Origin of the sequence: Mycobacterium sp. IS-1496 (genome assembly GCF_001499995.1) — a bacterium.
Lineage (GTDB): Bacteria > Actinomycetota > Actinomycetes > Mycobacteriales > Mycobacteriaceae > Mycobacterium.
The window spans coordinates 1-24,348 of record NZ_LQIU01000046.1 but is presented as its reverse complement, the minus strand read 5'-3'; the positions used below and the strand labels follow the sequence as shown (position 1 = coordinate 24,348).

General features: G+C 70.3%; 23 protein-coding genes and 2 pseudogenes. 10 read left to right on the top strand and 15 right to left on the bottom strand.

Annotation, left to right across the window (positions count from 1 at the left end; genetic code table 11):
• Window positions 1-215, top strand: a 215-nt coding sequence (locus AU195_RS25410; protein WP_172800464.1) for an IS30 family transposase, incomplete at its 5' end; no start/stop codon positions are given.
• A gap of 37 nt (window positions 216-252) precedes the next feature.
• Here AU195_RS25410 and AU195_RS20810 read toward each other — a convergent pair.
• The 7 genes and pseudogenes from AU195_RS20810 to sucB all read right to left on the bottom strand — a co-directional run bounded on the left by AU195_RS20810 (window position 253) and on the right by sucB (window position 8,299).
• A pseudogene (locus AU195_RS20810) lies at window positions 253-1,105 on the bottom strand (endonuclease domain-containing protein).
• 102 nt (window positions 1,106-1,207) lie between these two features.
• Window positions 1,208-3,019, bottom strand: a complete 1,812-nt coding sequence (locus AU195_RS20805) for an amidohydrolase (protein ID WP_172800662.1) — start codon at window positions 3,017-3,019, stop codon at window positions 1,208-1,210.
• A 48-nt stretch (window positions 3,020-3,067) separates the two neighbouring features.
• Window positions 3,068-3,820 (bottom strand): DUF4191 domain-containing protein, encoded by a 753-nt coding sequence (locus AU195_RS20800; protein WP_059160942.1) that lies wholly within the window; start codon window positions 3,818-3,820, stop codon window positions 3,068-3,070.
• Between the two features lie 4 nt (window positions 3,821-3,824).
• Entirely contained in the window at window positions 3,825-4,769 is a 945-nt protein-coding gene (gene lipA / locus AU195_RS20795; protein ID WP_059160941.1) for a lipoyl synthase, read from the bottom strand.
• The gene (gene lipB, locus AU195_RS20790) at window positions 4,766-5,464 is read right to left on the bottom strand and encodes a lipoyl(octanoyl) transferase LipB (RefSeq protein ID WP_059160940.1); all 699 of its coding nucleotides are present in this window, start codon (window positions 5,462-5,464) and stop codon (window positions 4,766-4,768) included. The genes lipA and lipB overlap by 4 nt, the downstream gene beginning before the upstream one ends.
• Before the next feature lie 17 nt (window positions 5,465-5,481).
• On the bottom strand, window positions 5,482-6,378 hold the full coding sequence (locus AU195_RS20785) for a TIGR01777 family oxidoreductase (protein ID WP_172800661.1): 897 nt from the start codon (window positions 6,376-6,378) through the stop codon (window positions 5,482-5,484).
• Window positions 6,379-6,424: 46 nt separating this feature from the next.
• Window positions 6,425-8,299: a 2-oxoglutarate dehydrogenase, E2 component, dihydrolipoamide succinyltransferase gene (gene sucB, locus AU195_RS20780; RefSeq protein WP_059160938.1), complete on the bottom strand. Its 1,875-nt coding sequence runs from the start codon at window positions 8,297-8,299 to the stop codon at window positions 6,425-6,427.
• Between the two features lie 148 nt (window positions 8,300-8,447).
• Between sucB and AU195_RS20775 the strand changes: the two genes are divergently transcribed.
• Together AU195_RS20775 and AU195_RS20770 are read left to right on the top strand one after the other, a co-directional pair.
• Window positions 8,448-8,798 carry a hypothetical protein gene (locus AU195_RS20775; protein ID WP_059160937.1) on the top strand — a complete coding sequence of 117 codons (351 nt, stop codon included), beginning with the start codon at window positions 8,448-8,450 and terminating at the stop codon, window positions 8,796-8,798.
• A gap of 20 nt (window positions 8,799-8,818) precedes the next feature.
• Entirely contained in the window at window positions 8,819-10,585 is a 1,767-nt protein-coding gene (locus AU195_RS20770) for an SDR family oxidoreductase (protein ID WP_059160944.1), read from the top strand.
• On the opposite strand, the gene AU195_RS20765 is transcribed toward AU195_RS20770, so the two are convergent.
• Complete coding sequence (locus tag AU195_RS20765; protein WP_059160936.1) at window positions 10,582-12,096, bottom strand: leucyl aminopeptidase; 1,515 nt, start codon at window positions 12,094-12,096, stop codon at window positions 10,582-10,584. The two genes, AU195_RS20770 and AU195_RS20765, sit on opposite strands and share 4 nt — an antisense overlap.
• 25 nt (window positions 12,097-12,121) lie before the next feature.
• Between AU195_RS20765 and gcvT the strand changes: the two genes are divergently transcribed.
• Window positions 12,122-13,216 (top strand): glycine cleavage system aminomethyltransferase GcvT, encoded by a 1,095-nt coding sequence (gene gcvT, locus AU195_RS20760; RefSeq protein WP_059160935.1) that lies wholly within the window; start codon window positions 12,122-12,124, stop codon window positions 13,214-13,216.
• Window positions 13,217-13,239: 23 nt separating this feature from the next.
• Window positions 13,240-14,346 carry a branched-chain amino acid aminotransferase gene (locus tag AU195_RS20755; RefSeq protein WP_059160934.1) on the top strand — a complete coding sequence of 369 codons (1,107 nt, stop codon included), beginning with the start codon at window positions 13,240-13,242 and terminating at the stop codon, window positions 14,344-14,346.
• Here the strand turns inward: AU195_RS20755 and AU195_RS20750 are convergent.
• The 5 genes from AU195_RS20750 to AU195_RS20730 all read right to left on the bottom strand — a co-directional run bounded on the left by AU195_RS20750 (window position 14,343) and on the right by AU195_RS20730 (window position 17,739).
• Window positions 14,343-14,633 (bottom strand): CDGP domain-containing protein, encoded by a 291-nt coding sequence (locus tag AU195_RS20750; protein WP_059160933.1) that lies wholly within the window; start codon window positions 14,631-14,633, stop codon window positions 14,343-14,345. The two genes, AU195_RS20755 and AU195_RS20750, sit on opposite strands and share 4 nt — an antisense overlap.
• A gap of 97 nt (window positions 14,634-14,730) precedes the next feature.
• Window positions 14,731-15,477 (bottom strand): adenosylcobinamide-GDP ribazoletransferase, encoded by a 747-nt coding sequence (locus tag AU195_RS20745; RefSeq protein WP_059160932.1) that lies wholly within the window; start codon window positions 15,475-15,477, stop codon window positions 14,731-14,733.
• A complete protein-coding gene (cobT, locus tag AU195_RS20740; protein ID WP_059160931.1) occupies window positions 15,474-16,526 on the bottom strand; it encodes a nicotinate-nucleotide--dimethylbenzimidazole phosphoribosyltransferase in 1,053 nt (350 codons plus the stop codon). The genes AU195_RS20745 and cobT overlap by 4 nt, the downstream gene beginning before the upstream one ends.
• A complete protein-coding gene (locus tag AU195_RS20735; RefSeq protein WP_059160930.1) occupies window positions 16,523-17,053 on the bottom strand; it encodes a bifunctional adenosylcobinamide kinase/adenosylcobinamide-phosphate guanylyltransferase in 531 nt (176 codons plus the stop codon). The genes cobT and AU195_RS20735 overlap by 4 nt, the downstream gene beginning before the upstream one ends.
• A 14-nt stretch (window positions 17,054-17,067) precedes the next feature.
• Window positions 17,068-17,739, bottom strand: coding sequence for a DUF3043 domain-containing protein (locus tag AU195_RS20730; RefSeq protein WP_059160929.1), 672 nt, complete (start codon window positions 17,737-17,739; stop codon window positions 17,068-17,070).
• A gap of 152 nt (window positions 17,740-17,891) precedes the next feature.
• Between AU195_RS20730 and AU195_RS20725 the strand changes: the two genes are divergently transcribed.
• Window positions 17,892-18,254, top strand: a complete 363-nt coding sequence (locus tag AU195_RS20725; RefSeq protein WP_011560685.1) for a HesB/IscA family protein — start codon at window positions 17,892-17,894, stop codon at window positions 18,252-18,254.
• Window positions 18,255-18,258: 4 nt separating this feature from the next.
• Here AU195_RS20725 and AU195_RS20720 read toward each other — a convergent pair whose 3' ends face one another.
• Window positions 18,259-18,897, bottom strand: a complete 639-nt coding sequence (locus tag AU195_RS20720; protein ID WP_059160928.1) for an Rv0361 family membrane protein — start codon at window positions 18,895-18,897, stop codon at window positions 18,259-18,261.
• Between the two features lie 175 nt (window positions 18,898-19,072).
• On the opposite strand from AU195_RS20720, the gene AU195_RS20715 reads away from it, so the two are divergent.
• Window positions 19,073-20,059 carry a carbohydrate kinase family protein gene (locus AU195_RS20715; RefSeq protein WP_059160927.1) on the top strand — a complete coding sequence of 329 codons (987 nt, stop codon included), beginning with the start codon at window positions 19,073-19,075 and terminating at the stop codon, window positions 20,057-20,059.
• Between the two features lie 7 nt (window positions 20,060-20,066).
• On the opposite strand, the gene asnB is transcribed toward AU195_RS20715, so the two are convergent.
• On the bottom strand, window positions 20,067-22,022 hold the full coding sequence (asnB, locus tag AU195_RS20710) for an asparagine synthase (glutamine-hydrolyzing) (protein WP_059160926.1): 1,956 nt from the start codon (window positions 22,020-22,022) through the stop codon (window positions 20,067-20,069).
• A 158-nt stretch (window positions 22,023-22,180) separates the two neighbouring features.
• On the opposite strand from asnB, the gene ctaC reads away from it, so the two are divergent.
• The 3 genes and pseudogenes from ctaC to AU195_RS20695 form a co-directional block, all read left to right on the top strand.
• Window positions 22,181-23,239, top strand: coding sequence for an aa3-type cytochrome oxidase subunit II (ctaC, locus tag AU195_RS20705; protein WP_059160925.1), 1,059 nt, complete (start codon window positions 22,181-22,183; stop codon window positions 23,237-23,239).
• 9 nt (window positions 23,240-23,248) lie between these two features.
• The gene (locus AU195_RS20700; protein WP_059160924.1) at window positions 23,249-23,668 is read left to right on the top strand and encodes a cytochrome c oxidase subunit 4; all 420 of its coding nucleotides are present in this window, start codon (window positions 23,249-23,251) and stop codon (window positions 23,666-23,668) included.
• A gap of 170 nt (window positions 23,669-23,838) precedes the next feature.
• Window positions 23,839-24,348 (top strand): annotated as a pseudogene (locus AU195_RS20695) (hypothetical protein); the annotation flags it as partial.

The following is a 24,348-nucleotide window of genomic DNA, read 5'->3' as shown; positions in this document are numbered from 1 at the left end:
CCCCGTGGCAACGCGGCACCAACGAAAACACCAATGGACTGCTGCGTCAGTACTTTGCCAAAGGCACTGATCTCTCGATATTTCCGGCCGACTACCTCGACTACGTCGCAACCAAGCTCAACAACCGACCCCGCAAGACCCTCGGCTGGAAAACACCCGCCGAAACACTCGACGCGCTACTGTGCGACCCACTCAATCCACCCGCTGTTGCATAGACGCCTTGAACCCAAGCCGTGGAGTTCGCGCACCAGCTCACGTTCGGCGGGCGTCGGCCGGCGCGGCCCTCGTGCGACCGACGATGACCGCCGACCGGTAGCGCAACATCTCGGCGTTGACGTGGACGATGCGCCAGCCCAGTGCCGCCAGCCTGGCGCGCCGCTCGAGGTCGCGGTCACGGATTGTTGGATCGGTCCAGTGCTGTGGCCCGTCGTATTCGACGCCGACCTTCCATCGGGGATAACCCATGTCGATGCGGGCCACGAAGTCGTCGTGGTCGTACACCTCGATCTGCGTGTGGGTCGGCCGCATCCCGGCTTCGGTGAGGACCAGCCGCGTCCGGGTCTCCTGCGGGGACTCCGCCCCGGCATCCGAGAGCGCCAGGGCTCGGCGAAGCTGTACGACGCCGCGGGCACCCCGATGACGTATGGCGATCGCCTCGACGTCGTCGACGCACAGCCGGGTCGCCCGCCTGAGCGCATCGAGCCGCACCACCGCGACCGTCATGCCCTGGCGACGGCCGAGGTCGAACGCCGTCCGGGCAGGTGTCGTCGCGGGTATGCCCCGCACCTGGCAGACCTCGTCGTCGGCCAGGGTGTCGCTGTGCAGCAGGATGCCGCTGGTTCCGGTGCCGACTCGCCTGGTTGAGCTCGGCCGGCAGCGTCGCGTCGATCCACTTCGTCCCGTGCAGCGCCGCGGCCGACAGACCCGCGGCGGTGGCACGCCTGGCCGACCAGAGCCACGCGCCGACCGCCTTGTCGACCGGCGTCACCACCTGTCCCTTCGGCACGTACACGTTGCGGAACAGCGCATCGTGGTGCGTCGCCAACTGGTATCGGTTGACGACTCCGGCCGCCAGCGCCTCGGTGCCGAGGAAAGGCCACTGCACCCTGATAAGACGGCGTCGCCACCCACGCCGGTTCCGCCCGACCGAACGTGAGGTCGTGCTCGAAGATCGGCGCAGAGCACGCGGACAAGCTCACGTTCGGCGTCACGCCTCATGCCGGATCTGCCCGTCCATCATCGTCATCGTGACCGTGGCCCGGTGGATGTCGTGCGGGTCGACGTCGAAGATGTTGCGGTCCAGCACGATCAGATCGGCCCGCTTGCCGATTTCCAGCGAGCCGACCTTGTCCTCCAGCCGCAACTGGTGCGCCGCGCCGAGCGTGTTGGCGTGGACGGCCTCGGCCACGGACAACCGCTGATCGTCGGGTTCGAGCACGGGCGCGTCGGATTCGCCGATCAGCTGCCGGGTCACCCCGACCTGGATCGAGTCGAGCGGTTTGTACGTCGAGAAGTAGCCGGCCGCCGGCCAGTCGGTGCCCAGAGAGATGCGGCCGCCGGATTTCAGCACCGCCTGCGGCCGGTAGATCCGCCGCTGCCGTTCGGGCCCGTAGCGCTCGGCGAGGTTCTGCAGGGTGTCCGGGTCGGCCGACATCCAGTTCGCGGAGAACTGCGCGGTGACGCCGAGTGCGCCGAAGCGGGGGTTGTCGTCGTCCTCGACGAACACCAGATGGGCGATGGCATGCCGGCGGTCGCGGGGTGGGTTCGCGGCGACGGCGCGCTCGATCGCGTCCAGCGCGGTGCGCGCGGTCCGCTCCCCGCAGGCGTGCACGTGCACGTCGAATCCCGCGGCGTCGACCTCGCCGATGAGCTGATGCCATTGATCCTCGGAGAACGGGGATCCGCCGGTGGAGTCGGGCCGGTCCGCGTAGGGCTCGATCAGCCACGCGGTGTAGCCCTCCTGGGTGCCGTCCCCGATGATCTTGACGATGTTCACCTGCACCAGGTCGGTGGCGACGCGGCCGCGGATGTCGGTCAAATCGCCTACGGCGGTGTCGACGGGCGGTGCCTTCACGCTGTAGGACGCGACGACCCGGAACGGCAGATCGCCGCGCTTCTCCACCTCGGTGTAGAGGCCGATCAGTGCCGCCTGGTCACCGCCGATGGGCGGTACGCCCGCGTCGAACACCGAGGTGATGCCGGCCGCCGACGCCTTCGGCAGCCAATCCTCCATGAGCCGGCCCATGGTGTCGGTGGAGATCGGCTCGACGGCGTCGACCAGCCCGAGCACGGCGTTCACCTCGAGGATGTAGCCGGTGGGGTCGCCGTTCTCATCGCGCGCGTAATAGCTGAACTCGGGGATGGGGTCGGGGGTGTCGCGGTCGACGCCGGCCATCCGCAGGGCCGTGCTGTTGGCCCACAGGCTGTGCCCGTCGATCGCGAAGAAGAACGCCGGACGGTCGGGGAGGATGCGGTCGAGTTCGGAACGGTTGGGGCCTTGCGGCCCGAACATGTCCACCCGCCAACCGAATCCGCGCACCGGGCCGCTCGGATTGTCCTTCGCGTAACGCTCGATCACCCCCAGCGCGTCGGCCAGCGTCGGCACCTGCAGGTCGAGACCGGAGGTGAGGAACGCCCCGAGGAACGGGTGGGTGTGGCCCTCGACGAAGCCCGGCATCAGCAGCCGCCCGTTCAGATCGATCACCCGGGTCGCCGGGCCGGCGAGCGCCATCGCGCCCTCCTCGTCGCCGACGTGGGTGATGGTGTCGCCCTTGACGGCCACAGCCTGCGCCCACGGCGCGGACCCGGCGACGGTGTAGACCGCGCCGTTGCGGAACACGAAGTCCGCGTGGTCGTTTCCGGCGCCGGGGGAAGTCGCTGGGCCGGCGGACTGCGACGGGGAACACGCACTCACCGCGGTCGCCCCCGCTATCGTCGCGGCGGCCCGCAGCACCGTCCGACGGGTGGTCCGGCCACCCAAGGACACGAAATGAGGCGCCCACTCACACGCAGTACACACCCGCGGAAGTATGGCGGGCGACCGCTGGTCCGGCTTTGCGGCGCGCCGCTAGCGGCGGCGCACGGTGCGCTGCACACCGCGCATCTTGGCCTGCGCGGGCATCGGGCCCTTCGGCATCGCGGCGGGGCCGATCTTGGTGCCCAGGGCGGCCAACCGCGACTCCAGCGCGTCCATCTGCTTGACGGTGATGTTGGCGGGCAGCTTGTTGAGGTGGCGCTCGAGCTTGGACAGCGGCACCTCACCCTCCCCGTTGCCGACGACCACGTCGTAGATCGGGGTGTCGCCGATGAGCCGCGCGGTGCGCTTCTTCTCCTGGGCGAGCAGCGGCTTGACGCGGCCGGGCGAACCCTCGCCGACGAAGATCACGCCCGGACGGCCGATCACCCGGTGCACCGCGTCGAAGTTGCCGGTCGCCGCCACACCCGGGGTCACCCGCCACCGTCCGCGCAGGTTGTCCAGCGCCCACGCGGCGGCACCGGTCTGACCCTCGGCCTTGCGGTACACCGACTTCTGCGCCCGGCGGCCGAAGATGATGAACGCGACCAGCGCGCCGAGCACGATGCCCAGCGGGATCAGCGTGTACATCGTGAACCCGCCGGCCAGGACACCGACCGCGACCGACGCCCCGACGATCACGACGAACGCGCCGATCATGTACGGCAGCAGCCGCTTGTCCTCTTTGCGCTGGATCTGGAACGCCTGCCAGAGCTGACTGCGCCGCTGCTTGGACGCGGCCTTGCGGGCGGCCTTCGCCTCGGCCTTGGCGGCCTTCGTGGCGGCGGTGTTGCGGGTCTTGGCCATGACCTCAGGATACGGGTGGCGTCGCGGCCGGTTTCAGCCGCGCAGCCTGCGCGTACAGCCGCCCCGCCCGGTACGACGAACGCACCAGCGGACCGGCCAGCACCCCGGCGAAGCCGAGACCCTCGGCGAACTCCGCGAACTCGACGAACTCCTCAGGCTTCACCCACCGTTCCACCGGGTGGTGGCGTGGCGACGGCCGCAGGTACTGCGTGATCGTGATGATGTCGCAGCCCGCCTCGTGCAGGTCGGACAGCGCGGTCCGCACCTCGTCGGGTGTCTCGCCCATGCCGAGGATCAGGTTGCTCTTGGTCACCAGGCCGTCGTCGCGGGCCGCGGTCAACACCGCGAGGCTGCGGTCGTACCGGAAGGCCGGCCGAATCCGCTTGAAGATGCGCGGCACCGTTTCGACGTTGTGCGCCAACACCTCTGGGCGTGACTCGAATACCTGCGCCAGCAACTCCGGGACACCGTTGAAGTCGGGGATCAGCAGCTCGACGCCGGTGTTGGGGTTGAGCCGCTTGATCTCGCGCACCGTCTCGGCGTAGAGCCACGCACCGCCGTCGGGCAGGTCGTCGCGGGCGACACCGGTGACCGTCGAATACCGCAGACCCATGGCCTGGACGCTCTCGGCGACCCGGCGTGGTTCGTCGCGATCCAGTTCGGTCGGCTTGCCGGTGTCGATCTGGCAGAAGTCGCAGCGCCGGGTGCACTGCTCGCCGCCGATCAGGAACGTGGCCTCGCGGTCCTCCCAGCATTCGAAGATGTTGGGGCAGCCGGCTTCTTCGCAGACGGTGTGCAGGCCCTCGCGCTTGACCAGTGACTTGAGCTCTTTGTACTCCGGCCCCATCTTGGCGCGCGTCTTGATCCACGGGGGTTTGCGCTCGATGGGCGTCTGGGCGTTGCGGACCTCCAGGCGCAGGAGCTTGCGGCCCTCAGGCGTGACTGTCACTGTGTCGATGCTACGCGCGCCGCGGCACCCGCACCGATCGGCAGGCGGCCGTCGAGCGCGTCGCAGACCCGCTCGGCCACGGTGTCGGTGACCTCGGCGACGGGCACGCGGCGGCCCAGTTCGGCGGTCAGCGACGTCACGCCGGCGTCGGCGATCCCGCACGGCACGATGGCCGAGAACGCCGACAGCTCGCAGTCGCAGTTCAGCGCGAACCCGTGCAGGGTGGTGCCGCGGGAGACCCGGATGCCGATCGCGCCGATCTTGCGGGCCGGCCGCAGGCCGTCACCGGGCAGCCACACCCCCGAGCGACCGTCGACCCGCCCGGCGTCGAGCCCGAGGTCCGCGCACACCTTGATCAGCGCCTCTTCGATACGGCGCACGAAGTTCACCACGTCGAGCGGTTCGGCCAGCCCGACGATCGGGTAGCCGACCAGCTGACCGGGACCGTGCCAGGTGATCTTGCCGCCGCGGTCGGTGTCCACCACCGGGGTGCCGTCCGCCGGGCGTTCGTGGGGTTCGGTGCGCTTGCCCGCGGTGTACACCGACGGATGCTGCAGCAGTAGGAGCGTGTCGGGGCCGCCGGCCACCCGCGCGTCGACCAGCCGGCGCTGCTGCTCCCACGCGTCGAGGTAGTCGACGGTGCCCAGGGACCGCACCTCGACGGGACGGGTCGACGACCTGATCGAAATCGCCATGGATCCGACGCTACTCGTCAGGCGTCCCGCGGGCCGGTGGCGTAGTCGAGCGCCTCGCCGACGGTGTTGTGGTGGAACGTGAACCCCGCCCGCTCCAGCGCCGCGGGGATCGCCCGCTGACCGCCGAGCAGCCCTTCGTCGGCGAACTCGCCGAGCACCGTGCGCAACGCGAAGCCGGGCACCAGCAGCGGGGTGGGCCGGTTGACCGCGCGGCCCAGCGCCGTGGTGAACTCCGCGTTGGTCACCGGAGCGGGGCCGGTCAGGTTCAGCGGCCCCGACAACTCCTCGTGGGCGATCGCGAACAACATCGCGCGCACCTGGTCCTCGAGGCTGATCCACGGCATGTACTGCCTGCCGTTGCCCAGCCGGGCGCCCAGCCCCAGGCTGAACAGCGGTCTGAGCCGGCTCAGCATCCCACCGGACGGTGAGAGCACCAGACCCGTGCGCAGCAGCACCACCCGGGCGCCGTCGTCGGCGGCCGCCGCCGTCGCGGCCTCCCAGTCCACGCACAGCTGCGCGAGGAAACCCTCGCCCGCGGGTGCCGACTCGTCGGTGACCCGGTCGCGGGTGTCGCCGTAATAGCCGACCGCGCTGGCGTTGACCAGCACCGGAACCCCGGCGTCCGCCACCGCGTTGGCCAGCACCTCGGTGGGGGCGATGCGGCTGTCCCGCAGGCTCTGCTTGAACGCGCCCGACCAGCGGCGTTGCCCCACGCTGACACCGCACAGGTTGATCACGGCGTCCACCCCGTGCAGCGCGTCGGCGTTGAACTCGCCGCTGTCCGGGTTCCAGAACAGCTCGTCGGCGTTCGACGGCGGCCGACGCACGATCCGCACGACGCGGCGGTTCATCGAGCGCAGCGCCGACACCAGCGCCGAACCGATCAACCCCGATGACCCCGCTACCGCGATCACGGGTCCGCCTGATGTCGCCGGCCCCCCGGCTCCGGTGGACACCGGGTTAAAGCCCCAGGTCGGCCTCGAACGAACCCTCTTCGAGGCGGCGCTTGATGGTGGTCAGGAAGCGACCGGCGTCCGCACCGTCGATGAGCCGGTGGTCGTAGGTCAACGGCAGGTAGCAGATCGACCGCACGCCGATCAGCTCGTTGCCGAACTCGTCGACGATCACCCGTGGCCGTTTCACGATGGCGCCGGTGCCCAGCATCGCCGCCTGCGGCGGCACCAGGATCGGGGTGTCGAACAGCGCGCCCTGGCTGCCGATGTTGGTGATCGTGAACGTGCCGCCGGACAGTTCGTCCGGTTTGAGGTCACCGGAGCGGGCACGCGCCGCGATGTCGGCGATCGCGCGGGCCAGGCCCGCCAGCGACAGGTCACCGGCGTTCTTGATCACCGGGGAGAGCAGACCCTGCTCGGTGTCGACCGCGAAACCGAGGTGCTCGGCGTCGTAGTAGGTGATCTCCTTGGTGTCCTCGTTGTAGCTGGCGTTGACGTTCGGATGGTGTTTGAGCGCGTCGATGACCGCCCTGGCGATGAACGGCAGATACGTCAGGTTGACGCCCTCGCGCTCGGCGAAGTCGTTCTTGGCCTTGGCTCGCAGCGCCACGATCTTGGTCATGTCGACCTCGTGGGTCTGCGTCAACTGCGCTGTCGCCTGCAGGGATTCGCGGGTCTTCTTCGCGGTCAGCTGACGGATCCGGTTGGCCTTCTGCGTGGTGCCGCGCAGGTGGGCCAGCGGTGCCTCGGAGGCGTTCGCGTCCGCGGGCGCCATCGCCGCGGCCGGGGCCTTGCCGGGCGCCTCGGCGGCATCCTCGGTACCGGACTTCGGCTTCTTCTTGGCCTCGGCCGCCGCGAGCACGTCCTGCTTGCGGATCCGCCCGCCCACGCCGGTGCCCTTGACGGCGCCCAGGTCGACGTCGTGTTCGGCAGCCAGTTTGCGCACCAGCGGCGTGACGTAGGGGCCGCTGCCGTCGGACGGCTCGGCGTCCTGCTCGGCCTCGGGTTCCTTCTTCGGCGCCGGCTTGGACTCCTGCTTCGGTTCGGGCTTGGATTCCTGCTTCGGCTTGGATTCCTGCTTAGGCTCCGGTTCGGGCTCCGGCTCCTTCTCGGGCTCGGGCTCCGGCTCCTTCTCGGGCTCTTTCTCGGCCTCCGGCTCCTTCTCGGGTTCGGGCTCCGGCTCCGGCTCCGGCTCGGGTTCGGGTTCACCGCCCTCGGCCTGATCGGCGTCGCCGATCTTGGCCAGCTCACCGCCGACCTCGACCGTGTCGTCCTCCTCGGCGATGATCTCGAGCAGCGTGCCCGCCACCGGCGAGGGGATCTCGGTGTCCACCTTGTCGGTAGACACCTCCAGCAGCGGCTCGTCGACCTCGACGCTGTCGCCGACCTTCTTGAGCCACCGGGTGACCGTGCCCTCGGTGACGGACTCACCGAGCTCGGGCATCTTCACCGGCGTCGCCGAACCCGAGGACTTCGGCTTCGACTCCTTCTTCGGCTCAGGTTCGGGTTCCGGCTCCTCTTCGGGTTCTTCGTCGTCGGTTTCCTCGGCGGCGGGCTCTTCGTCGTCGGCCGGCTGCTCCTGGTCCGACTCGTCCTCTGACTCGTCCTCGGAGGAGTCATCGGACGACTCACCGGAATCGCCGTCGCCGTCGCCGATCACGGCCAGTTCCCCGCCGACCTCGACGGTGTCGTCCTCCTGCGCCACGATCTTCTGCAGCACCCCGGAGGCCGGCGACGGGATCTCGGTGTCGACCTTGTCCGTGGAGACCTCGAGTAGAGGTTCGTCCTGTTCGACCGTGTCACCCTCTTGCTTGAGCCACCGGGTGACGGTGCCTTCGGTGACGCTCTCACCGAGGGCGGGCATCTGAACAGAGACGGCCATGTGTGTTGGCTCCTTCGTACGATCAGTCGCAGGGGTGGGCGAACTCACAACCCATCCTTCCACGTCCGGCCCCGGCTTTCGCCGAGAGACTCGGCAGCAGATTGCTCTGGCACTATCGAGAGGGGTCTGACGAGAGCCGAGGGAGACGGTGGGACTGTTCGACAAGTGGCGCGGGCGTCGCTCCGCGCGCACGGACGGCGGCGATCCCGCGGCCGACCTGAGGTACCTGCGGCAGTGGGTGGCCGAGCACCGCGGCGTCGAGGCGTACGTCGAACCGAAGACCACGGTCACCGACGTCACGGTGGTACTGGTCGCCGCCGACGGTGAGTGGACGCGGCGGCGCGCCGGGGGAGACGCGGGCGCGCGGCGGCTGTCCGAGCGGCTCAAGATCCCGGTCTACGACGTCCAGAAAGTCGGCTACCCGCAGCGCATGCGCGACTATGACGCCCGACGGCGCATCGAACGCAAACGCGCCGCCCGCCGCGAACTCGAAGGGTGAGCCCTCCCATGTCCGAACGCATGACCCGAACCCCCTCCCGCTTCGTCGACAGCACCGACGGGGTCCGCGTCGCCGTCTACGAGGAGGGCGATCCCGACGCGCCCACACTGATCCTCGTGCACGGCTGGCCGGACTCGCACGTCGTGTGGGACAGCGTCGTCGCCCGGCTCGCCGACCGGTTCCACCTCGTGCGCTACGACAATCGCGGGGTCAGCCCGACCTCGGCGCCGAAACGCGCGTCGGCCTACACCACCGCGCGGTACGCCGACGACTTCGCCGCGGTCGCCGACGCGGTCGCACCGGGCAGGCGGGTGCACGTGGTGGCCCACGACTGGGGTTCGACCGGTATGTGGGAGTACCTGTCGCGACCCGAGGCCGCCGAGCGCGTCGCATCGTTCACCTCGCTGTCGGGTCCGAGCGTCGACCACGTCTACCGGTACGTCCTCGACGGGCTCAAGCGGCCCTACCGGATCCGCCGCCTCGGCCGGGCACTGAACCAGTTCGCGCGGTTGAGCTACATGATTTTGCTGTCGGTTCCGGTGGTGGGCCCCGTGTTCGTGCGCGCGTTCATCGCCGAGGGCCTGCGGCAGTTCCAGCGGGTGGGCGAGGGCATCCCCGCCGAGAAGCTGCTGCACTCGGCCACCTACCGCGCCGACGCCGCGCGCAGCGTGAAGGTCTACCGCGCCAACTACTTCCGGTCGCTGGTGAACAAACGCGCCCCTCGCGTCGTCGACGTTCCCGTCCAGCTGATCGTCAACACCGGGGACGCGTTCATCCGGCCGTACGTGTACGACGAGATCTCGCCGTGGGTGCCGAGGCTGTGGCGGCGCGACCTGCGCGCCGGCCACTGGTCGCCGATGTCACACGCGCCCGTGATCGCCAGGGCGGTCACCGAACTCGTCGACCACGTCGACGGTGGTCCGGCCCCCAGGGAGCTGAGGCGGGCCCGGGTGGGCGGGCCACGGGAGCACTTCGCGGACATGCTGGTCTCGGTGACCGGCGCGGGCAGCGGCATCGGCCGGGAGACCGCGCTGGCGTTCGCGCGCGAGGGCGCCGAACTGGTGGTCAGCGACATCGACGAAGCCGGGGCGAAGGAGACCGCGGCGGCGATCGACGCCGCGGGCGGCACGGCCCACGCCTACCGGCTCGACGTCTCCGATGCCGAGGCGGTCGAACGGTTCGCCGACGAGGTCTGCGCCGCGCACGGGGTCCCCGACATCGTCGTCAACAACGCGGGCGTCGGGCAGGCCGGCCGCTTCCTGGACACCCCGCGCGACCAGTGGGACCGGGTGCTCGACGTGAACCTCGGCGGGGTGGTCAACGGCTGTCGCGCGTTCGCGCCCCGCCTCGTCGAGCGCGGCACCGGTGGGCACATCGTCAACGTCGCCTCGATGGCGTCGTACGCGCCGCTGCAGTCGCTCAACGCCTACTGCACCAGCAAGGCCGCGGTGTACATGTTCTCCGATTGTCTGCGCGCCGAACTCGACGAGGCCGGGATCGGGCTCACGACGATCTGCCCGAGCACCGTCAACACCAACATCGTGCGCGACACCCGCATCCACGGCCCGGCCGACCGCACCGGCGACGTCGCCGGCCGCCGCGGCCAGCTGCAGAAGATGTTCGCGATGCGCCGCTACGGCCCCGACAAGGCCGCCAAGGCGATCGTCGCCGCGGTCAAGGCGAACAAGGCGATCCGGCCGGTGATGCCGGAGGCCTACTTCGTCTACGGGGTCTCCCGGGTGCTGCCGCAGGCACTGCGCAGCACCGCGCGCGGGCGGGTGCTCTAACCGTTCTGCGAGATGTCCTCGAGGACCGCGAACATCGTCCGCGTCGGCACCCCGGTGCCGCCCTTGGGGGTGTACCCCCACGGACCGCCGGAGTTGTACGCCGGTGCCGCCACGTCGATGTGCGCCCATTCGACGCCGTCGGCGACGAACTCCCGCAGGTAGGTGCCCGCGACCAGCATGCCCGCGTAGCGCGAACCGCTGACGTTGGCCAGGTCGGCGACCGTCGACTTGAGGTCGTCCTTGAGCTCCTCGGGCAGCGGCATCGCCCAGGCGTTCTCGCCGACCCGCTGCGACAGCGTCGCCACCCGATCGCGGAACGCGTCGCTGCCCATCACGCCGGGCGTGCGCGAACCCAGTGCCACGGTCTGGGCGCCGGTCAGCGTCGACGTCTCGATCAGGTAGTCGGGACCGTCCTCGCACGCCCGCACGATCGCGTCGGCCAGGATCAGCCGGCCCTCGGCGTCGGTGTTGAGCACCTCCACGGTCGTGCCGCCGTACTGGGTCAGCACGTCGCCGGGCCGCTGCGCGGTCGCCGACGGCATGTTCTCGGCCATCGGCACGGTGGCGATCACGTCGAGCGGCAGGTTCTGCTTGGCCGCCAGCACGACGGTGGCGATCACCGCGGCAGCCCCGCCCATGTCCGAGGTCATGTGGTGCATGTTCGCGGCCGGCTTGATCGAGATGCCGCCGGTGTCGAACGTGATGCCCTTGCCGACGAGCGCGACCGTCTTACCCTTGCGCTTGGCGCCCTTGTGGGTCAGCCGCACCAACCGCGGCGGCCGCGACGACCCCTTGCCGACACCCACGATGCCGCCATAGCCCGCCTTGGCCAGCGCCTTGTCGTCGAGGACCTCGACGTCCAGGCCCGCCGCCTCGCCCAAGGCCTTGGCGCGCCGGGCGAATTCGTCAGGGTAGAGGTGGCTGGGCGGGGTGTTGACGAAGTCGCGGGCCGTCGCGACCGCCGTGGCCACGTCGGTGGCGCGCTGCGCGGCGTCGCGGGCGCGGCTCTTCGGCTCCTGCGACAGCGCCGTGATCGCGCGCAGACCGCCGTCCTTGGGCGCGGTCTTGTCGCTGCGGAACTCGGTGAAGCGGTAGGAGCCCAGGATCAGGCCCTCGATCGCCGCCTCCAGATCGAGCGCGGACAGCGTGGTCAGCACCGCCGCCACCTTGTCGAGCGACCGGGCCGCGGCGCCTGCCACCCGTCGCACCGTGTCGGCGGGCCACTCGTCGCGGTCCTTGCCCACGCCAACCGTCAGCACGCTGGCCACCGGCAGCGACGACACCACCAGTCGGTGCGTCTGGCCTTCAGCTCCTGTCGCGCCGAGCGCCTTGAGCGCGGCCTCGATCTCGCGGACGGCGTCGCCGTCGAGGAACGGGGCCGCGGCCAGGACGGCGGCGGCGTCGTCACGGGTGACGACGGGCACGACGAGCACGGCCTCACCCACACCGCGACGCGGGATGGAGGAACCGACGGTGACGATGGGGGCCTGGTAGCCGGGATCGGAACTCACGAGAATCCACCCTAAGGTGTCAGGCGTGAGTGAACCCCTCCACGGCCCCCTGGAAGACCGGCACCGCGAACTGGGAGCGACGTTCGCCGAGTTCGGCGGCTGGCTGATGCCGGTGTCGTACGCGGGCACGGTCAGCGAGCACACCGCGACGCGCACCACGGTGGGGTTGTTCGACGTCAGCCACCTCGGCAAGGCGCTGGTGCGAGGCCCCGGCGCGGCGGCCTACGTCAACGCCGCGCTGACCAACGACCTCAACCGCATCGGCCCCGGCAAGGCGCAATACACGTTGTGCTGCAACGACTCCGGCGGAGTGATCGACGACCTGATCGCCTACTACGTGTCCGACGACGAGATCTTCCTGGTCCCGAACGCCGCGAACACCGCCGCCGTGGTGGCCGCACTCGCCGAACGGGCACCCGACGGTGTGACGGTCACCGACGAGCACCGCTCCTACGCGGTGCTGGCGGTGCAGGGACCGAAGTCCGCGGAGGTGCTCGGCGGACTCGGCCTGCCCACCGACATGGACTACATGGGCTACGTCGACGCGGAGCGCGACGGCACCCCCGTGCGGGTGTGCCGCACCGGCTACACCGGTGAGCAGGGCTACGAACTGCTGCCGGCGTGGGGCGACGCGCCCGTCGTGTTCGACGCGCTGGTGTCCGCGGTGCGCGAGGCCGGTGGTGAGTTGGCCGGGCTCGGCGCGCGCGACACCCTGCGCACCGAGATGGGCTATCCGCTGCACGGGCACGAACTGTCGCCGGAGATCTCCCCGCTGCAGGCGCGCTGCGGGTGGGCGGTCGGGTGGCGCAAGGACGCCTTCTGGGGTCGCGACGCCCTGCTCGCCGAGAAGGAGGCCGGCCCCTCGAGGCTGCTGCGCGGGCTGCGCGCGGTCGGGCGCGGGGTGCTGCGACCGGACCTGACGGTGTTCGACGGCGACTCCGCGGTCGGCGTGACGACCTCGGGGACGTTCTCGCCGAGCCTGAAGGTCGGCATCGCGCTCGCGCTGATCGACACCGGCCGCGACGTCGCCGACGGCGCCCGCGTCGAGGTCGACGTCCGCGGCCGGCGCGTCGAGTGCGAGGTGGTCAAACCGCCGTTCGTGACGGCGAAAACCCGCTAGCCACCGGAGATACAATTCCTTCCATGACTGACGGCCCCCTCGAGTTCACCGTTCACCGCAACGCGGAACCGGCGACCGACGGGGTACGCGCCGAGATCCTCGCCAACCCCGGCTTCGGCCGCTTCCACACCGATCACATGGTGTCGATCGACTACACCACCGACGCCGGCTGGCACAACGCCCGCGTGCTGCCCTACGGCCCGATCGAGCTGGACCCGTCGGCGCTCGTGCTGCATTACGCGCAGGAGATCTTCGAAGGGCTCAAGGCCTACCGGTGGGCCGACGGGTCAGTGGTGTCGTTCCGCCCGGAGTCCAACGCCGCGCGGCTGCGGTCCTCGGCCCGCCGACTCGCCATCCCGGAACTGCCCGAGGAGGTGTTCCTCGAATCGCTGCGCCAGCTCATCGCGATCGACGAACAGTGGGTGCCGCCCGCCGGCGGCGAGGAGTCGCTGTACCTGCGGCCGTTCGTCATCGCCACCGAACCGGGCCTCGGTGTCCGGCCCGCCAACGAGTACCGCTACCTGCTGATCGGATCACCGGCCGGGGCGTACTTCCCGCGCGGCATCAAACCGGTCAGCGTGTGGCTGTCCCACGAATACGTGCGGGCCAGTCCCGGCGGCACCGGCGCGGCGAAGTTCGGCGGCAATTACGCGGCGTCGCTTCTCGCGCAGGCGCAGGCCGCGGAGAACGGCTGCGACCAGGTGGTGTGGCTCGACGCGATCGAACGCCGCTACGTCGAGGAGATGGGCGGGATGAACCTGTTCTTCGTCTTCGGCAGCGGCGGTTCGGCACGGCTGGTGACACCGGAGCTGAGCGGTTCGCTGCTGCCGGGGATCACGCGAGATTCGTTGCTGCAGTTGGCCACCGACGCCGGCTTCGCCGTCGAGGAGCGCAAGATCGACGTCGACGAGTGGCAGAAGAAGGCCGCCGCGGGGGAGATCAGCGAGGTGTTCGCGTGCGGCACCGCCGCGGTCATCACACCGGTCAGCCACGTCAAGCACAGCGACGGCGAGTTCACCATCGCCGACGGTGAGCCCGGCGAGGTGACGATGGCACTGCGCGACACGCTGACCGGCATCCAGCGCGGCACCTTCGCCGACACGCACGGCTGGATGGTCAAGCTCACCTAGCCTGCGATGTGCACCGGTGGGTCGGCGAAGGCGGGATCCCACGAACGCTGAACGGGGCTCATCGGCTCGCAGTGCCGCGCGGGCACCAGGTGCGAACTCAGGCCGCTGGGCACCCAGCGGGGGAACGCGACGCAGCGCTGCCACGAACCGTCGGGTTGGACGGGCCCGTCGCACTTGCTGATGTACGGACCGCCGTAGAGACACCCGGCGGCGGCCGGGGGCGCCGTGCCGATCAGCCCTGCGGCCATCAGCAGGGCGGCGACCGCTCCGACGATGCAGCGCTTCATGGTGTTCTCCCGTCGCCAGGCCCGCCGACCACGGTCGACGCTACCGCTCGGGTGACCGGTTCGTGCCGAGATCAAACGCACTCGGATCGCCGACGCCTCACCTGACCACCAGGCCAAGCGCCACCACCGTCGTCGTCACCTCGATCGCCGCACCCACCACGTCCCCGGTGATCCCGCCGAAGCGGCGCACGCAGTGCCGCACCAGCATCGCGGCGAGGCCCACCCCGATCACCACCGTCAGTGGGCCCTGCCAGAGCCGTTCGGTGGCCGGAACCGCCAGCGCCGCAACGCCGACAAGCCACCCCAGGACCACCCACACGGGCTGGGTGCCCGCCACGCGGCCACCGAGCGCGCTGCCCTCGGCGGCGGGTGTCCCGCGCCGGCAGGCCACCAGCGCGGCGACCCGGCCCGCCGCCACCGCCGCGACCACTGCCGCGACACCCGACCACCCGCCGGGCAGCATCGAGAACGCGAAGGCCTGCGCGCCCACCGCGACCACGATCGACGCCGCACCGAACGCGCCGGCCGACCCGTCGCGCATCACGCGCAGGGCGCGCTCGGGCGGGCCGTAGCACCCCAGCCCGTCGACCGTGTCGGACAGCCCGTCGATGTGCATACCGCGGGTCGCCAGCAGCAGCGCGGCGACGGCCAGCAGGCCGGCCAGCGCGCTGTGCGGCCCGAACGCCCACGACCCCGCCCAGAGCACCGCGGCGGCGACCGCGCCCAGCGCGATCCCGACACCCGGCAGCGCCGTCAGCACCCCACGGCCCAGCGGTCCCGCCCGCCCCGCAGGGACCGGCAGCACCGTTCCGAAGGCGAAAGCCCCTGCCAGCGAACGGATCACGACGAGACGCCGGCCTCGTCGAAGGTGGCCATACCAGCCAGCGCCGCCACCGCGGCGCGCCGCGCCGGCAGCGCCACGGCGGCGCCGGTGCCCTCACCGAGCCGCATACCCAGGTCGAGGATCGGGGTCAGGCCGAGACTGTCGAGGGCCAGGGTGTGGCCGGGTTCGGGGGACCGGTGCCCGGCCTGCCACCACTGCCGCGCACCCGGCGCGAGCCGATCGGCCACCAGCGCGGCCGCCGTCACCACCAGGCCGTCGAGCAGTAGCGGAGTCCGGCGCACTGCAGCCTGTGCGCAGAACCCGGCCATCGCCGCCAGATCGGCGCCGCCGCAGATCCGCAGCAGCGCAACCGGATCCGCAGCCGCCGTCCGTGCGCGGTACATGGCGTCGCGGACCGCGGCGGTCTTGCGCGCCCAGCCGGCGTCGTCGATGCCGGTCCCGCGCCCGACCACCACCACGGGTTCGGAGTTCGTCAGGACGGCGATCAAAGCCGTTGCGGCCGTGGTGTTTCCGATGCCCATGTCGCCGGCGACCAGCAGGTCGGCGCCGGAGTCCACCTCGTCGTCGGCGATCCGCCCGCCCGCCGCCAGCGCCGCCTCGGTCTCCTCGTCGCTCAGCGCGTCCTCGACCGCGATGTTGCCGCTGCCGCGCCGCACCTTGACCGCGCCGATCGCGGGTGTCAGCGGTGCGTCGCAGTTCACCGCGACGTCGACGACCCGCACCCCGGCGCCCGCCACGTCTGCCAGGGCGTTGATCGCCGCTCCACCCGCCGAGATGTTGGCGACCATCTGCGCGGTGACCTCGGCCGGATACGCCGACACCCCGGCGGCGGCGACACCGTGGTCACCGGCGAACACCACCACCCGCGGCCGGCTGAACTGCCGGGGCGGGCACACACCCTGGCAGGCCGACACCCACACCGACAGCTCCTCGAGCCGGCCGAGCGCCCCCGCCGGTTTGGTGAGTCGGTCCTGACGCGCCCGTGCCTCGGCCGCGGCGCCCGCGTCCGGCGGCACCACATCGGCGAATCCGGCGACGGCGAAGTTCACGACGGCTCCTTCACGGTGATCGGTTGGCCCGCGACGATCAGCACCACACGCTCGCATGTCGCGGCCAGCCGCTGGTTGAGCGCGCCGAGTTCGTCGGCGAACCGGCGTCCGGCCGGCGTCGCGGGCACCACGGTCAACCCGACCTCGGGGCTGACCAGGGCCAGGGGAGCGGTGAACGCGGCAACCGCCGCCACCAGCGCGTCGATGCCGGCCGCCGCCGAACCCGCGTTCCACGCGTCGCAGCGGTCCATCTCCGCGGTCAGCCACCCGCCGATGTCGTCGACCAGAGTCGCGGTGGCGGGACCGTCACGCAGGGCGGCGGGAACGTCGGTGGTCTCGGTGGTCAGCCAGTCGCCGGGTCGGCGCCGACGGTGTGCGGCGACGCGCGCCGACCACTCGTCGTCGGCGGCCGGCAACGCCCCGGTCGCCACGTAGCGCACGGGACCCTGCTGCGCTGCCGCGGCGATCTCGGTCTCGGCCCACTGCGACTTACCCGAGCGGATGCCGCCGAGAACGAGCGTGCGCACCGTCGCCGGTCGCCTCAGGCGACTTTGGCGCCGCGCTCGACCTGCGGACGCGGTGCCCGCATCCGGCGCAGCTGCGACGCCCGGCTGGCCGCGTAGAAGCCCAGCTTCCACCCGGATTCGGTGTTACCCGGGAACTTCTCGTCGACCAGGCGGTTGACCTTTCGGCCGACGACGAACCCGTCGATGATCATGATGAGGACCAGCACGAGCATGGCCGGCGACAGCAGCCGCTGCACCTCGATCGACGGCACCGCGAGCATCACGAAGATCAGCGCCAGGGCGGCGGGCATGAACAGGCCGAGGACGTTGCGCCGCGCATCGACCACGTCGCGGGCGAAGCGCCGCACCGGCCCCTTGTCGCGGGGCAGCAGGTAGCCGTCGTCGCCGGCCATCATCTTCTCGCGGCGCTCGGCCATCGACGCGCGCCGTTCCAGTTTCTCGGCCTTGCGCTCTTCCTTGCTCAGCTTGGGCCCGCGCAACTCCTTGCGGCGGCGGCGTGCCTCGGCGGCGGTCAGCGGGGCGGGGGCCACCGGACCCCGCCGTTTGGCGGCGTCGCGTTTCGGGGTGGGCCTGCCCTTGGGGGCGGTTCTGCGCTCCCTGGTGTCGGGCTCGGGATCCGCCGGCGCCGCGGTCACCGCGGCGTTCTCGGGGTTCTCGTCGTCGTTCTTCCGGCCCAGCAGTTTCACATCCGCCAGGTTACTTGCCGGTCGACGGGCCCCGGCCGGGCGGGAGTCACCTCGGGAATAGCGCGAAAGCAAGGTACCGTTGAGGTAGTGGACCGCCGGCGATCGTCGGCGCGTGCCCCGTGAACCAGCAGCAGGGATGCAAAGGGAGAGCAATGACTGTTCAGGACGAGTCGGCGACCGCCACCGCAACCCACGGTGTGCTCCTCACCGAAGCCGCGGCCGCCAAGGCGAAGGCCCTGCTCGACCAGGAGGGCCGCGACGACCTGGCGCTGCGCATCGCCGTGCAGCCGGGCGGCTGCGCCGGACTGCGCTACAACCTGTTCTTCGACGACCGGGCGCTCGACGGCGACCTGACCGCGGAGTTCGGCGGCGTCAACCTGACCGTCGACCGGATGAGCGCCCCCTACGTGCAGGGCGCCACGATCGATTTCGTCGACACCATCGAGAAGCAGGGCTTCACGATCGACAACCCGAACGCCACGGGCTCCTGCGCCTGCGGCGACTCCTTCAACTGATCGGCTAGTACTGGCTGCCGGTGCGCAGCAGATACGAGCAGACCAGCACTTCGTTGTCCCGGATGAGCAGCTGCGCGACCGCCTGCTCCTCCTCGTTGGGAGGCTGCTGGCCGCGGGCCGAACCGCGAGCCGGCGCCACCCGCATGGTGAACAGCACCTGAGCCTGATTGGCCGACCACGGCACGATCGTGTCGATGGACGTCACCTCCGCGCGACTGAACTGCTTGCGGAACGCATCGCCGGCGAGACCGGCCAGCGCCAGATCCGACCGCTTCTCCTTCACGGCGTCGAACAGGCCGCACAGCGCATGCCGGGCGATCTGCTCGTCGTCGCCGTTGGACAACGCGTCGAGGTAGCCCTGGATGGCGGTGCGGGCGGACGCGTCGCTGAGCGGCCCGGAGGCCTGCGGTGCACCGTCGTCACGGGTCGCGACGATCACCACGGCGACGAGCGCGGCCACCAGCACCGCCACCGCCACCGCCCACAGCACCCGTTTGCGGCCCCGCTTCGGATACTGCACCGGTGGCGGCAGCATGCCCGGATAGGCCGAGGGCACCGGACCCGGATAAGGTTGCGGTGCGGCCTGATGCGGCGGAAGCGGTTGCTGGGGATAGGACTCCGGATAGGGGTACGGGCCAGCCATCAAGAACGTCGCTCCAACGGATAGTGATGTGAGATCAGATCGCCTGTCTACAGTGACCGCGGCGGGCACTTGTACGCAGGTTAGCGCACAGTCGGTGCGCCGCCCGGGGACGACGGGGTCCCGGGTCCGGCCGCTAAGGTCGGGTAGTCCAGACGATTTTGAAGGGTGACACGTCGTGACCATTGCGGTGACCGGGTCCATTGCGACCGACCATCTGATGCGATTCCCGGGCCGCTTCGCCGACCAGCTGCTCGCCGAACACCTGCAGAAGGTGTCGCTGAGCTTCCTCGTCGACGACCTGGTCATCCACCGCGGCGGCGTCGCGGGCAACATGGCCTACGCGATGGGCATCTTGGGCGGGCAGCCGACGCTGGTCGGCGCCGTCGGCAAGGACTTCGACGACTACCGGGGCTGGCTGACCGCCCACGGTGTGGACTGCGACAGCGTCCTGGTCTCGGAGACGGCCTACACCGCCCGCTTCGTCTGCACCACCGACGAGGACATGGCTCAGCTGGCGTCGTTCTACCCGGGTGCGATGTCCGAATCCCGCAATATCAAGCTCGCCGACGTCGTCGCCCGCACCGGCACGCCGGATCTGGTGATCATCGGCGCCAACGACCCGGACGCGATGTTCCTGCTCACCGAGGAGTGCCGCGCGCTGGGGCTGCCGTTCGCCGCCGACCCCAGCCAGCAGCTGGCCCGCCTCTCAGGTGAGGAGATCCGCAAGCTCATCGACGGGGCCACCTACCTGTTCACCAACGACTACGAGTGGGACCTGCTGCTGCAGAAGTCCGGCTGGTCGGAGGCCGAGGTGATGCGGCAGATCCAGCTGCGGATCACCACGCTGGGTGAAAAGGGCGTCGACCTCGTCGGACGCGACGGCACCTTCGTCCACGTCGACGTGGTCCCCGAGACGCACAAGGAAGATCCCACCGGCATCGGCGACGCGTTCCGGGCCGGATTCCTCACCGGCCGCAGCGCCGGGCTGAGCCTCGAGCGGGCCGCCCAACTCGCCTCGCTGGTGGCGACGCTGGTGCTCGAGGCGCCGGGCCCGCAGGAGTGGAAGTGGGACCGCGACGCCGGCGCCGCCGAGCTCGCCGACGCCTACGGCGCCGCCGCCGCCGAGGAGATCGGCGAGGCGCTCGGCGCCGACAGGGCCTGAGGCAGCGCTACAGCTGCACGGGATAGTGCGGCTCGCTGATCTGCGGCGTGACGCTGCCCTCGATGAAGATCGCATGCCACAGCATGAAGATCAGCACGGTCCACAACCGGCGGCTGTGATCGCTGACACCGGTGCGGTGCTCGTCGAGCATCGTGCGCACGGCGTCGGCGTCGATGAGATCGCCGGTCTGTGACGCCGCGACCGTCTCGTAGGCCCACTCCAGCAGTTCCCCGGACCGCAACCAGTGCCGGATCGGCACCGGGAAGCCCAGCTTGGGCCGGTTGAGCACGTGGGCGGGGACCACCGGTTCCAGCGCGCGCCGCAGGGCGAACTTCGTGGTGGCCCGCGTGATCTTCTGCTCCAGCGGCAGCCGCGACGCGACCGCGAACACCTCGGGATCGAGGAACGGCACCCGCAGTTCGAGCGAGTTGGCCATCGTCATCTTGTCGGCCTTGACCAGGATGTCGCCACGCAGCCAGGTGAACAGGTCGATGTGCTGCATGCGTGCGACCGGGTCCCAGCCGTCCGATTCGCGGTAGAGCGCGGACGTGACGTCGGTATGCGTCCACTCCGGCGAGAAGCGCCGCAGCACCGCGCGCAGATGCTCGTCGGAGAAGCTGCGGGCATTGCCGTAGTAGCGCTCCTCGAGGGTCTGCGAACCGCGGTGCAGCAGGCTCTTCCCGCGCATGCCCTCGGGCAGCGGGGCCGACGCCCGGCGCAACGAGCGGCGCACCGGCCGGGGCAGGTAGTCGAACGCGCGCAGCGACAGCGGCTCGCGGTAGATGGTGTACCCGCCGAACAGCTCGTCGGCGCCCTCCCCGGAGAGCACCACCTTGACGTGCTTACGCGCCTCGCGGGCGATGAAGTACAGCGGTACCAGCGCCGGATCGGCCACCGGTTCGTCGAGATACCAGACGATCGCGGGCAGCGCCTCGACGAACTCGGCCTGGCTGACCACCTTGGTGACGTGACGGGCGCCGATCGCCTCCGCGGAGGCCACCGCGACGTCGACCTCCGAGAAACCCTCGCGCTCGAACCCGGTGGTGAACGTGATCAGCCGGGGGTTGTGGCGCATCGCGAGCGCGGCGATCGCGGTCGAATCGATACCGCCGGACAGGAAGGCCCCGACGGTGACGTCCGCGCGCATGTGCTTGGCGACCGAATCCTCGAGCACCGCGGTGATCTCGTCGTAGCGGGCCTGGTCGGCGCCGGGCGCGGACCCGGTGCGGAACGGGACTGCGTCGAAACGGGGGGTGAAGTAGCGGGTCACCGACGGCTGCTGACCGGGCCGCATCCGCAGATAGCTGCCCGACTCCAGTCGGCGCACACCCCGGTGCAGCGTCTCGGGCTCGGGAACGTACTGCAGCACGGTGTAGTGCTGGACGGCCCGCTCGTCCAGGCCGGTGTCGAAGCCGAGCTCGTCGGCCACGGCGAGCAGACACTTCTTCTCGCTGCCGACCGCGGTGCCGCCGGGACCGGTCGCGATGTAGAGCGGTTTGATCCCGAACGGGTCCCGCGCGCAGAACAGTTCCCCCTCGACGGTGTCCCACAGCGCGAACGCGAACATGCCGCGCAGCCGCGACAACGCGGCCGGACCCCAGTGGTGGTAGGCGGCGACGATCGCCTCGCCGTCCCCGTCGGTGGTGAACTCGGCGCCGAACTCCGAGCGCAGTACCTCGCGCAGTTCGAGGTAGTTGTAGATCTCGCCGTTGAACACCAGGACATAGCGCAGCGGCGCCTCGGGCGGGCCCCAGCGCAGCGGTTGGTGACTGTGCGCGATGTCGATGATCGACAGCCGGTTGAAGCCCAGCACGATGCCCGGATCCGCTTCGTCGTCCGACCAGGTTCCCGGTTCGTCGGGCCCCCGGTGACGCATCAGCTCAGCAGCCCCCGAAACCGCGCCGACCAGCGCGGGGGAGGGCTGCGCGGACGGGTCTTTCAGGAACGCCAGCAGTCCGCACACGGCGCCAAGTATGCCCAATGCCGCGGCGGCGGGGCGCGACGGCACACAAAGGTCGGGTGTGTCGAGACCGGCACTCGGGCGTGGTCTACGCTGCGTAGTATTCAACGGTGGCATGGACCGCACAGCGGTCGGCTTAGCGGACTCTAGGAGGCGCCAACGTGACCCCTCGCGGGCTGAAGGCGGTGGCACGAAAAGCCGCACTGGTGGTGGTTCTGGGTGCCACCGCACTGGTGCTCAGTGGCTGCAGCTGGTCGGAGGTGCTCGGGCTGGGCTGGCCGAAGGGCATCACGCCCGAGGCTCATCTGAACCGTGAGCTGTGGATCGGTTCGATGATCGCCGCCCTGGTCGTCGGCGGCATCGTCTACATCCTGATCTTCTGGGTGAGCGCCTTCCACCGGAAGAAGGCGTCGGACACCGAGTTGCCGCGCCAGTTCGGCTACAACATGCCGCTGGAGCTGGTGCTCACGGTCATCCCGTTCCTGATCATCTCGGTGCTGTTTTACTTCACCGTCGTGGTCCAGGAGCAGATGCTGGCCAAGGAGGACAATCCCGAGGTCGTCGTCGACGTGACGGCGTTCCAGTGGAACTGGAAGTTCGGCTACAACAAGGTCAACTTCGCCGACGGCACGATGAACTACGACGGTGCCGACGAGGAGCGCAGCGCCGCCGTGGCCTCGCGTCCCAGCGAAGAAGGCGCCGGCGCCGTGGGTGAGCCGGAAGAGGCCCACACCGAGCACGGTGCGATCGCGGGTCAGAACCCCGAGGACCGCAGTTACCTGGCGTACGACGAGATCGAGACGCTGGGCACCAGCGACGAGATCCCGATCCTGGTGCTGCCGTCCGAGAAGCGCGTCGAGTTCCGCATCGCCTCGGCCGACGTCGCGCACGCCTTCTGGGTGCCGGAGTTCCTGTTCAAGCGGGACGTGTACCCGAACCCCGAGCAGAACAACTCCGACAACGTCTTCCAGATCAGCGAGATCACCGAGACCGGGGCGTTCGTGGGCCGGTGCGCGGAGCTCTGCGGGACCTACCACGCGATGATGAACTTCGAGGTGCGCGTCGTGCCGCCGAACGACTTCAAGGCGTACCTGAACCAGCGCATGGCGGGGAAGACGAACGCCGAGGCGCTGATCGCCATCAACCAGCCACCCACCGCCGTCACGACCAAGCCGTTCGACACGCGGCGCGGCGAGATGGCCCCGCAAGCGAGCAGGTAGGACTTCTCGATGCACATCGAAGCCAGGTTGTTCGAATTCCTCACCGCGTTCTTCGCCCTGTCGGCCGTCGTGTACGCCACGCTGACCGCGATGTTCGGCGGCGGCGGGGTGGAGTGGGCGGGTACCACCGCGCTGGTGCTGACCACCGGCCTGACCCTGATCGTCGGCACGTTCTTCCGGTTCGTCGCCCGGCGTCTGGACACCCGGCCCGAGGACTACGAGGACGCCGAGATCAGCGACGGTGCCGGTGAACTCGGATTCTTCGCGCCGCACAGCTGGTGGCCGATCATGATCGCGCTGTCCTTCTCCACCGCCGCGGTGGGCGCCGCGCTGTGGCTGCCGTGGCTGATCGTCGCGGGCATCGTTTTCGTGCTCACCTCGGCCGCCGGTCTCGTCTTCGAGTACCACTGGGGCCCCGAGAAGCACTGATCCTTCGCTCCACACGGGCCGAAAGATCACGAATCGGGCAACACTTGACCGGCGAACCGTGCTGTGACGGTCGCCGGTCACCCGTCGTTGGGTAGTGTTTGCCGGGGCGCGGTGAGCCGTTACGGCCGCATGCCCGCGCCGGTGACGCAGTCGAGAAGGAATAGGCGTAGATGAGCGGGCCGAACCCCCCAGGGCCGGACTCGCCGGGACCGGACCAGCCCGAGCGGGAGGGCGGTCGGCACTCGGCACCCGACGACGCGACCGAGCAGGTCGGCGCTGCCGAGGAACCGGCCGCCGCCACCGGTGAGACGGAGTTCTACTCCCAGGCGTATTCCGCCCCGGAATCGGAGCAGTTCAGCAGTGGGCCCTATGTGCCGGCGGACCCGGCGCTGTACGACTACGACAGCTACGAGCCGGCATCCGACCTCGGTGAGGAGTCGGTGCCGCCGCGCTGGCCCTGGGTCGTCGGTGTCACCGCGATCATCGCCGCGATCTCGCTGGTGGTGTCGGTGGCGCTGCTGGTGACCAAGACCGACACCGATCAGTTGGCCACCCCGGCGACCACCACGACGACGCCCCCGCCGCCGGTGCAGGACGAGATCACCACGACGACCCCGCCGCCGACCACCACCACACCGGCCGGTCCCCGGCAGGAGACCTATACGGTGACCGGCACGAAG